Origin of the sequence: Allobosea sp. LjRoot90 (genome assembly GCF_964254315.1) — a bacterium.
Taxonomy (GTDB): domain Bacteria; phylum Pseudomonadota; class Alphaproteobacteria; order Rhizobiales; family Beijerinckiaceae; genus Allobosea.
In genome coordinates this window covers 1,400,579-1,409,350 of sequence record NZ_CAXUTF020000001.1, presented here as the reverse complement: position 1 = coordinate 1,409,350, position 8,772 = coordinate 1,400,579, and the positions used below count along the sequence as shown (strand labels likewise).

Annotated in this window: 9 protein-coding genes and 1 tRNA gene; 6 read left to right on the top strand and 4 right to left on the bottom strand. The window is 68.0% G+C overall.

The features are described from left to right. Positions 1-1,060, top strand: a 1,060-nt coding sequence (locus ACSQ3M_RS06680) for an autotransporter outer membrane beta-barrel domain-containing protein (protein ID WP_436149258.1), incomplete at its 5' end; no start/stop codon positions are given. Positions 1,061-1,157: 97 nt separating this feature from the next. After that, positions 1,158-1,859 carry a L,D-transpeptidase gene (locus ACSQ3M_RS06675; RefSeq protein ID WP_436149257.1) on the top strand — a complete coding sequence of 234 codons (702 nt, stop codon included), beginning with the start codon at positions 1,158-1,160 and terminating at the stop codon, positions 1,857-1,859. Positions 1,860-2,193: 334 nt separating this feature from the next. Here ACSQ3M_RS06675 and ACSQ3M_RS06670 read toward each other — a convergent pair whose 3' ends face one another. Next, positions 2,194-3,822, bottom strand: a complete 1,629-nt coding sequence (locus tag ACSQ3M_RS06670; RefSeq protein WP_436149256.1) for an MFS transporter — start codon at positions 3,820-3,822, stop codon at positions 2,194-2,196. Positions 3,823-4,198: 376 nt separating this feature from the next. Here ACSQ3M_RS06670 and ACSQ3M_RS06665 point away from each other — a divergent pair, with 376 nt between their 5' ends. Continuing rightward, positions 4,199-4,621: a hypothetical protein gene (locus ACSQ3M_RS06665; protein WP_436149255.1), complete on the top strand. Its 423-nt coding sequence runs from the start codon at positions 4,199-4,201 to the stop codon at positions 4,619-4,621. 3 nt (positions 4,622-4,624) lie between these two features. On the opposite strand, the gene rlmB is transcribed toward ACSQ3M_RS06665, so the two are convergent. Beyond that, the gene (gene rlmB, locus ACSQ3M_RS06660) at positions 4,625-5,416 is read right to left on the bottom strand and encodes a 23S rRNA (guanosine(2251)-2'-O)-methyltransferase RlmB (RefSeq protein ID WP_436149254.1); all 792 of its coding nucleotides are present in this window, start codon (positions 5,414-5,416) and stop codon (positions 4,625-4,627) included. Positions 5,417-5,436: 20 nt separating this feature from the next. On the opposite strand from rlmB, the gene ACSQ3M_RS06655 reads away from it, so the two are divergent. The 3 genes from ACSQ3M_RS06655 (at position 5,437) to ACSQ3M_RS06645 (ending at position 6,958) form a co-directional block, all read left to right on the top strand. Then, complete coding sequence (locus tag ACSQ3M_RS06655; RefSeq protein ID WP_436149253.1) at positions 5,437-6,099, top strand: AAA family ATPase; 663 nt, start codon at positions 5,437-5,439, stop codon at positions 6,097-6,099. A 47-nt stretch (positions 6,100-6,146) separates the two neighbouring features. Beyond that, complete coding sequence (locus ACSQ3M_RS06650; RefSeq protein WP_436149252.1) at positions 6,147-6,725, top strand: hypothetical protein; 579 nt, start codon at positions 6,147-6,149, stop codon at positions 6,723-6,725. Positions 6,726-6,873: 148 nt separating this feature from the next. Then, positions 6,874-6,958: transfer RNA gene (locus tag ACSQ3M_RS06645), tRNA-Tyr, on the top strand. 96 nt (positions 6,959-7,054) lie between these two features. Here ACSQ3M_RS06645 and ACSQ3M_RS06640 read toward each other — a convergent pair. Together ACSQ3M_RS06640 and ACSQ3M_RS06635 are read right to left on the bottom strand one after the other, a co-directional pair. After that, on the bottom strand, positions 7,055-8,089 hold the full coding sequence (locus ACSQ3M_RS06640) for an amino acid ABC transporter substrate-binding protein (protein WP_436149251.1): 1,035 nt from the start codon (positions 8,087-8,089) through the stop codon (positions 7,055-7,057). A gap of 44 nt (positions 8,090-8,133) precedes the next feature. Continuing rightward, positions 8,134-8,757 carry a L,D-transpeptidase gene (locus ACSQ3M_RS06635; RefSeq protein WP_436149250.1) on the bottom strand — a complete coding sequence of 208 codons (624 nt, stop codon included), beginning with the start codon at positions 8,755-8,757 and terminating at the stop codon, positions 8,134-8,136. Between the last annotated feature and the right edge of the window lie 15 nt (positions 8,758-8,772).

The following is an 8,772-nucleotide window of genomic DNA, read 5'->3' as shown; positions in this document are numbered from 1 at the left end:
GGGCACGGCCGCCGAGGCCCGCGCCGGCTTCGACCTGCTCTCGGGCGAGGCGCATGCCCAGGCGGTCAGCGTGATGATCGACGAGAGCCGGCTGGTGCGCGACACGATCCTGTCGCGTTTGCGCGGGCCACTGCTGACGGCGCCGGGCGGACAGGTTGCAGCCGCCTTCAGCGCCGACCTGCCCGGCCGCAAGGGCGCGGTGCTGATGGCCGCCCCGGTCCCGCAGCCGCGCTACGCCCTCTGGGGCGAGGCCTTCGGTGGCGCCGGCAACACCAGTGCCGACGGCAATGCCGCCGGCCTCAGCCGCCGCAGCGGCGGCGCCCTGCTCGGCGCCGACTTGATGCTCTACGACAATCCCGGCTCCTCGCTCAGGGTCGGTGTCGCCGGCGGCTACAGCCAGTCGCGCTTCGACCTCGATGCCCGCCTCTCCACCGGCAAGCTCGAGAGCGGCCATGCCGCGCTCTACGCCGGAGCCCGCTTCGGCAACCTCAGGCTCGACGCTGGCCTGGCCTACACCTGGTCGGAGAGCGACATCCGCCGCCAGGTCCAGATCCGTGGCTTCGGCGACAGCTTGCGCCTGCAGCGCCCCGGTGCGGTGGCGCAAGGCTTCGCCGAGCTCGGCTATGGCTTCGCCTTCAGCGGTTTCGCGCTCGAACCCTTCGCGCAATTGGCGCTGATCCGGGTCAGCACGGATGCCGGCACCGAGCAGGGCGGCGCTGCGGCGCTCCGGGTTCTCTCCTCCGAGCAGGTACTGGGCTTCACCACGCTCGGCCTGCGCGCCGAGGCGCAAATCGGCTCGGCCCCGCTCTTCGCCCGCGCCATGCTCGGCTGGCGCCACGGCTTCGGTGAGCTCACCCCGCAGGCGAAGACCGCCTTCGCGCTGGGCACCACCCCGGCCCGCGTATTCGCGGCCGAGATCGATCGCGAGGCGCTCGTCGCCGAGGCCGGCCTCGACTGGCGCATCTCCCAGGCCACCGCGCTCGGCCTGACCTATTCCGCCGCCATCGGCGAGCGCTCGCGCGATCACGCCCTCAAGGGCAGGGTCGAGATGAAGTTCTGAGCGAAGGAGGCCGATAATCTCGGTTCGGCAGGCCGGCGTTCACTCGCCCGTAACCATCTAAGTCGATGCTTTTCAAAAGCCTTGCCTTGGATGTGCCATGCTGACCCGCCGTTCGTTTACCCTGTCGTCCCTCACGATCGTCGCCCCCGGCCTGTCCGGCTGCGGCGGGGGCAGCATCGTGGCATTGCCGGACATCGTCCCGAGCCGGACGAGCCTGACGCGCACGATGGCGCGCCCGAACTATGCCGATGTCTACCAGGGCTATCCAGGCGAGCGCTTTTCGGTGCCGGCGATCGACTATGCCAGCATCGAACCGCGCTATCTGCGCCAGACCGTCGAATTCCGCCGGGCCGAGCCGCCGGGCTCGATCGTCGTCGATCCCGGCTCCTACCATCTCTATTTCGTCGAATCGCAGGGTGTCGCGACGCGCTATGGCGTCGGCGTCGGTCGCGAGGGCTTCGGCTGGACGGGCGTGGCGAAGATCAACATGAAGCGGGACTGGCCCGACTGGGTGCCGCCGCAGGAGATGATCGAGCGCGATCCGCAGATCAGGGCCCAACTCGAGCCGACGCCGCGCGGCCCCGGCGTCCGCGGCGGGCCGAAGAGCCCGCTCGGTGCCCGCACCCTCTATCTCTTCGGCGAGGGGCGCGATCTCGGCTACCGCATCCACGGCACGACCGAGCCCTATACCGTCGGCACCAACGTCTCCTCGGGCTGCATCCGGATGATCAACCAGGACATCATCCACCTCTACGCCCGCGTCGCGCTGGGAACGCCGGTCACTGTCCTGCCTGTGTGAGGCTCGTCGCCGTCGGACGATCGATGGCGGTGCGGGTGGAAGCTACGTCCCGCTTCAGGCGGCCTCGGCAAATCGCCGGGCTATGTCCTTTCCACTCCTATACCCGGCAGCAAGGTCCTCGCTATCGTCGTCAGCGATGCCTGCGTCTGGCTTCAGGCATGATCATGTGCTCCTGCTCGCCCACCGTACCCGCCCATTGGCCTGACGCGGGTTAGTTTCAGCTTGTGCCGATGCAGCGCCGCATCGGGTACTCCGGCCTGTCACCACAACAAAAAAGCCCCGCCCTTTCGGGCGGGGCTCCTCAGGATCGGCAGGGCCGATCTTGACTGACGGATCAGCCGCCGTCGTGGGTCAGGATGTCGCGATCCTTGGTCTCGGGCACGAAGAGCATGCCGATGACGAAGGTCATCATCGCGATCACGATCGGGTACCAGAGGCCGTAGAAGATGTCGCCGGTGCCGGCCACCATGGCGAACGAGGTCGCCGGCAGCAGGCCGCCGAACCAGCCATTGCCGATATGGTAGGGCAGCGACATGCCGGTGTAGCGGATGCGGGTCGGGAAGAGCTCGACCAGCGCCGCCGCGATCGGGCCGTAGACCATGGTCACGTAGATGACGAGCACGGTCAGGATCGCGATGATGGTCAGCGACTGCGCGCTGAACAGCGCGCCGAGGAACGTCGCCTTGACGATGCGGGCGTCGCCCGCCGCCGGGTAGCCGGCCGCGACGGCTTCCTTGCCGATATTGGCGGCGAAGGTGGCGTCGATCGCGACGTCCTTGCCGTTGACCGTGACCTTGGCAGGCGTGCCGGCGGGAGCCGGAGCCTGGGTGTACTGGATCGCCTGCGCGGCCAGCGTGCGACGGGCGATGTCGCAAGGCTGGGTGAAGATGCGCACGCCGACCGGGTCGAAGACCGAGCCGCAGGTGGCGGGATCGGCAACGACCTGGACCTTGACGTTCTCATGGGCCGCGGCGAGGCCGGGATTGGCCACCTTGGTCAGCGCGCCGAACAGTGGGAAATAGGTCAGCGCCGCGATCAGGCAGCCGGCCAGGATGATCGGCTTGCGGCCGATCCTGTCGGACAGCGAGCCGAAGACGATGAAGCCGCCGGTGCCGAGGATGAGCGACCAGGCGATCAGCACGTTCGAGGTGTAGAGATCGACCTTGAGGATGCTCTGGATGAAGAACAGGGCGTAGAACTGGCCGGTGTACCAGACCACCGCCTGGCCGGCGGTGAGCCCGAACAGCGCGAGAAGCGCGATCTTGGCGTTCTTCCACTGGCCGAAGGCTTCCCCGAGCGGCGCCTTCGAGCCGGTGCCCTCTTCCTTCATTTTCTGGAACACCGGCGATTCCTGCATCTGGAGCCGGATGTAGACCGAGACGGCGAGCAGGACGATCGAGGCCAGGAACGGAATGCGCCAGCCCCAGGCGGCGAACTCTGCCTCGCCCATGGTGGTGCGAATGCCGAGGATGACGATCAGCGACAGCAGGAGGCCGAGCGTCGCCGTGGTCTGGATGAAAGAGGTGTAGAAGCCGCGCCGTCCCGGAGGAGCGTGCTCGGCGACATAGACCGCCGCGCCGCCATATTCGCCGCCGAGCGCGAGGCCCTGCAGCATGCGCAGCGCGATCAGGATCACCGGCGCGATCCAGCCGATCGTGTTGTAGCCTGGAAGGAGGCCGACCAGGAAGGTCGAGGCGCCCATGATCAGGATGGTGACGAGGAAGGTGTATTTGCGGCCGATCAGGTCACCGAGCCGGCCGAAGAACAGCGCGCCGAACGGGCGCACGAGGAAGCCGGCGGCGAAGGCCAGCAAGGCGAAGATGGCGCGCGTATTCGGATCGAAGGCCGAGAAGAAATGCGCGCCGATCATCGCGACGAGCGAACCGTAGAGGTAGAAATCGTACCATTCGAAGACCGTGCCCAGCGAGGAGGCCAGAATGACCTTCTTTTCCTCTCTGGTCATCGGTCGCGGCCCTGCGGCCGCCGATGCATGTGCCATGCTCATGAAGCGCTCCCGTTTTTCGTTCCCCCGGGCGCCGCAGACCATCTGCTGCGCCCTCGTGCCGCCTGTCCGGCGGTTCTTCGCTTGGAGCCGGCGCTAGGGCCGACTCAGGATAAAAGGCCTTGGAAAAGCCAAGTTTGATCGGCTACGAATGCTGCCACCCCCGGCAATCTTCAACCGAGCACTTGGTCTTGCACCGAAAGGCGTAAGACGAAGGATTGAGCGCTCGGCCAGGGCGATGCGGCCCCATGACTCGCCATGGGCGAGCTGAGCGATTAACTTCTCGCTAACCATGTCGCGCCGCTCAGCGGCGAATGGATGCAGGAGGAGTTCGGCCATGAAGCGCGATGCTGGCCTGCCGCTCACCGTGCTGCTCGCCGGGTTGTGTCTTGCCGCTTCCCCGGCTGCGGCGGCGCCGGGCTTCGTGGCGGCCCCGGCGTCCGGAGTATCGGGGCCCGCTCCACGGTTTGCGCCGATGCGGCCGATTGCGCGGCCTGGCCACGTCTCCCGCCGCCATGCTGGCTACTATGGTGGTGGCTATCCCGGCTTCTACGGCTGGCCCAGCGGCCAGCAGACCGTGGTCGTGCTCCCGGAAGCCAGCGAGCCGCCGCCGGTCAAGGAATCCTCGATACCCGTTGCGATCGGTATCCCGCGGCCGCCGGCGGCCGATCCGGTGCTGTATCGGATCGAAACCTATCGAGGCCGGCCCATCGTGCGGGTCATGCGCTTCAGCAGCGACGGCCGGGTGGCGCGGCGCTGAGCTTCAGCCGCGCCGGGTTGCGGCGTAGAGCGCGATCGCGGTGGCGTTCGAGACGTTGAGGCTCTTGATCGCGCCGGGCATGTCGAGCCGGGCGAGATGGTCGCAAAGCTCGCGCGAGCGCTGGCGCAGGCCCTTGCCCTCGGCGCCCATCACCAGGACGAGCGGGCGGCGCAGCGGGACCTCGTCGAGCGAGACGTCGCCCTCCGAATCGAAGCCGAGCCGCAGGAAGCCGCGCTCGCCGAGCTTGTCGAGCGCATCCCCCAGATTCTTCACCGCGATCAGCGGCACGTGCTCAAGCGCGCCCGAGGCCGATTTCGCCAGCACGCCCGTCGCCGCCGGCGAATGGCGGATGGTGACGATCACGGCGGCGACCGCGAAGGCGGCGGCCGAGCGCAGGATCGCCCCGACATTGTGCGGATCGGTGATCTGGTCGAGCGCCAGCACGATCGCATCGTCCGGCAGGCTGTCGAGATCGGGCGAGGGCAGGGGATCGCAGATGAGATAGAGCCCCTGATGCACCGCATCGGGCGTCAGCAGCCGGTCGATCTCTGAAGGCCGGACCATTTCCGGTTCGATCGGCAATTCGCCGATCTCCTCGGCCAGGCGCTTCAGCGCGTTCTCGGTGGCGAGCAGCTTGCGGAAGCGCCGCTGCGGATTGCGCAGCGCCTCGATCACCGGATGGGCGCCATAGAGGATCGCCTCGTCGATCTCGCCCGGTCGGTGCGGCGGCGGGCCGTCGCGGTGAGGGCGGCCTTGGCGGCTCTGGAAACGGGGACGGGACGGGGCGGACATCATGGCTCCGGAAAGGTGACGCCATGCCCTGCCATGGCGCGGCCGGCTTGGCCAGCCCGAAGGCTGCGCAGCGGGATTTTCAACGCACCTATCGCAAGGAGATCATGCAGATGGCGAAGACAGATGACCACTTGTTCGTGGTGACCGGCGGACCCGGCGCCGGGAAGACGACATTGCTCACCGCGCTTGCTGCCGCAGGTCACCGGATTGCGCCGGAGGCGGGGCGGGCGATCATCCGCGACCAGCTCGCCATCGACGGGCCAGCCTTGCCCTGGCGCGACCGCGCGCTGTTCGCCGAGTTGATGCTCGGCTTCGACATGCGCTGCCATGGCGACGCGCAAGGAAGCGCTGCCACCGTCTTCTTTGACCGTGGCATCCCCGACATCGTCGGCTATCTGCGGCTCTGTGGGCTGGCGGTACCGGAGCATCTCGACCGGGCGGCTCGCGCCTTCCGCTATGCCCGCCTTGTCTTTGCCGCTCCGCCCTGGCGCGAGATCTATGCGCAGGATGCCGAGCGCAAGCAGGACTTCGCCGAGGCCGAGCGCACCTATGATGCGGTCACAGCAGCCTATCGCGACCATGGCTACGAACTGGTCGAACTGCCGCGCGCCGATGTCGCGACCCGCGCCGCCTTCGTGCTGGAACGGGTTGAAGCGTCGATGCGAAGCCTCGCTTCCGGACGATAAGAATCCGCGCTAGGCTCGGCTGCTCGCCGCAACCGGAGAGGCGTGTCATGGCGGAAGGCCTCGAAACCGGCACGATGCGCTCGGGCCGGACGTTGAACCATCTGGTGCCCGGCCGCGATTGCGGCGATTGCGTCGCCTGCTGCGAGGTACTGCGCATCGTCGATCCGGAGGTCGGCAAGCCGGCTGGCGTGATGTGTCGCCACAATACCGGCAAGGGCTGCAGCATTCATGCGACGCGGCCGGAGATCTGCCGGAGCTGGTTCTGCCTGTGGCGACGCATCGATGCCATGCCGGACGAGGCGCGGCCGGACCGCAGCGGCGTGATCTTCTGTCTCGAGGGTGAGGACGGCCATCCGAATCCGTTCGCGCGCTTCTGCGTCGTGGCGCGCCCCGTCGCCAACCCGCGGGCACTGCGCAGCAAGCTGGTCAGGCAGGTCGTCGCCATGTTCGCCCGCCAGGGCGAGCTGCCAGTCTGGGTGCACCGCCATGGCGTGCGCAGCCTAGTCCATCCGCCGCCCGACCTCGCCGATGCGATCGAGCGGCCGCAGACGACGCCGTTCCAGGCCTTCGTCCCGGCTGCGCACGCCTGGCGCAGGCGCCATCGCGCCATCTGGCCGCAGGGCTGAGCGGGCGGTCGAACAGAAAGCGCGCGCGATGCCTTTTTGGCGTTGACAGCCGGCTGACCTCTCCTCATAAGTCCGCCCGCGCCTGCCGCCCTTCACAAAAGTGAAACAGGCGGTTGCGGCCGGCCTTCGGGTCAGCCTGCGGCAAGGCGGGGGAATGTCCCGAGCGGCAAAGGGGGCGGACTGTAAATCCGCTGGCTATGCCTTCGCAGGTTCGAGTCCTGCTTCCCCCACCACCTTGCCTTTTGGGCGTTGGTTTTCTTCAGCTTTTCGGCGCCACGCCCGCACCCGACGTCAGGTGCGGGAACAAATGTTCGCCTTGGCCCGGCGCGCTATCGCAACGGCGGCGCGTAGAGCACGCCGCCCATGTTCCAGAGCTGGTTGAGGCCGCGTGGTATGGCGAGCTGCGAGCCGGTGCCGAGATTGCGCTCGTAGATCTCGGCATAGTTGCCGGTCGCCTTGATCGCCCGGATCGCCCAGGAGGCGTCGAGGCCGAGCGCCTTGCCGAAATCGCCTTCGGCGCCGGTGAAGCGGCGCACATCAGGCTTCTGCGACTTGAGCGCCTCGTCGACATTGGCGGCCGAGATGCCGAGTTCCTCGGCATTGACCAGCGCGAAGTTCACCCATTTCACCAGGTTGAACCAGGCGAAGTCGTCGCTGCGCACCACCGGGCCGAGCGGCTCCTTCGAGATCACGTCCGGCAGCACTACCGCGTCGGCCGGCTTCGCTAGCTTGAGGCGCTCGCCATGCAGCGCCGACTGGTCGCGGGTCAGCACGTCGCATTGCCCGGACTGAAAGGCGGCAAGGGCCTCGGCCGCGCCCGGGAAGGCCTTCTCTTCGTAGGTCATCGAATTGGCCCGGAAGAAGTCGGCGAGGTTGAGTTGGGTGGTGGTGCCGGCCTCGACGCAGACCTTGGCCTTGTCGAGCGACAGCGCCGCATCGACGCCGAGCGCGCGCTTGGCCAGGAAGCCCTGGCCGTCATGGAAGGTGATGCCGGTGAAGGCGAGGCCGAGCTGCGCCTCGCGTGCGAGCGTCCAGGTCGAGTTGCGCGCCAGCAGGTCGACCTTGCCGCTCTTCAGCGCCTCGAACCGCTCGCTGGCCGAGAGCGGCGTGAAGGCGACCTTGCTCGCATCACCGAGCACGGCGGCCGCGGTAGCGCGGCAGAAGTCGACGTCAAAACCACGCCAGTTGCCCTGGGCATCCTTGTCCGAGAACCCGGTCACGCCCTCGCTGACCCCGCATTGCAGCGTGCCGCGCTGCTTCACCGTATCGAGCGTTCCGGCGCTGGCCGGCGCCGCGGACAGGCTCGCCAGCACCCCGAGGGCGGTGAGTTGGAGACTGCGTGAGCGAACCCGTGAGGCCTTCATGGCTCTCGTCTCCTTGCGGCTATGGTCGGGGAGGGCGGGGCCGGTCACAGCGTCGCCTTATGGCGAATGATGACCTTGGTCCCGACCGGGACGCGGTCGTAGAGATCGACGATGTCGCCATTGGCGAGGCGGAAGCAGCCAGAGGAGATCGCCTGGCCGATCGTCTCGGGCTGGTTGGTGCCGTGGACGCGGAAGACGGTCGAGCCGAGATAAAGGGCCCGCGCGCCCATCGGGTTGCCCGGACCGCCGGCCATGAAGCGCGGCAGATAGGGCTGGCGCTGCAGCATGTCCGGCGGCGGGCGCCAATCCGGCCATTCGGCCTTGCGGCTGACCTGGACCTGGCCGGACCAGGTGAAGCCCTCGCGGCCGACGCCGATGCCGTAACGCAGCGCCCGGCCATTGCCCTGGACGATATAGAGGAAGCGCTCCCCCGAATGGATCACGACGGTGCCCGGCGCTTCGGTCGAGCGGAACAGCACCATCTGGCGGGCATAGGGCCCGTCGCTAATGCTGACCTCCTCGGTCGAGACGCGGCCTGGCTCGTCGCCGATGTCCATCGTCTCCTGCAACGCCGCGGGCGGGCGCGGCTGGGCGGCAGCGACACCAAGCAGAGGCGCTGCGAGACCGCAGGCCAGGAGACTGCGCAGGATGATACGAGTGGTGCTCATGGCTCGTCGCCTCCT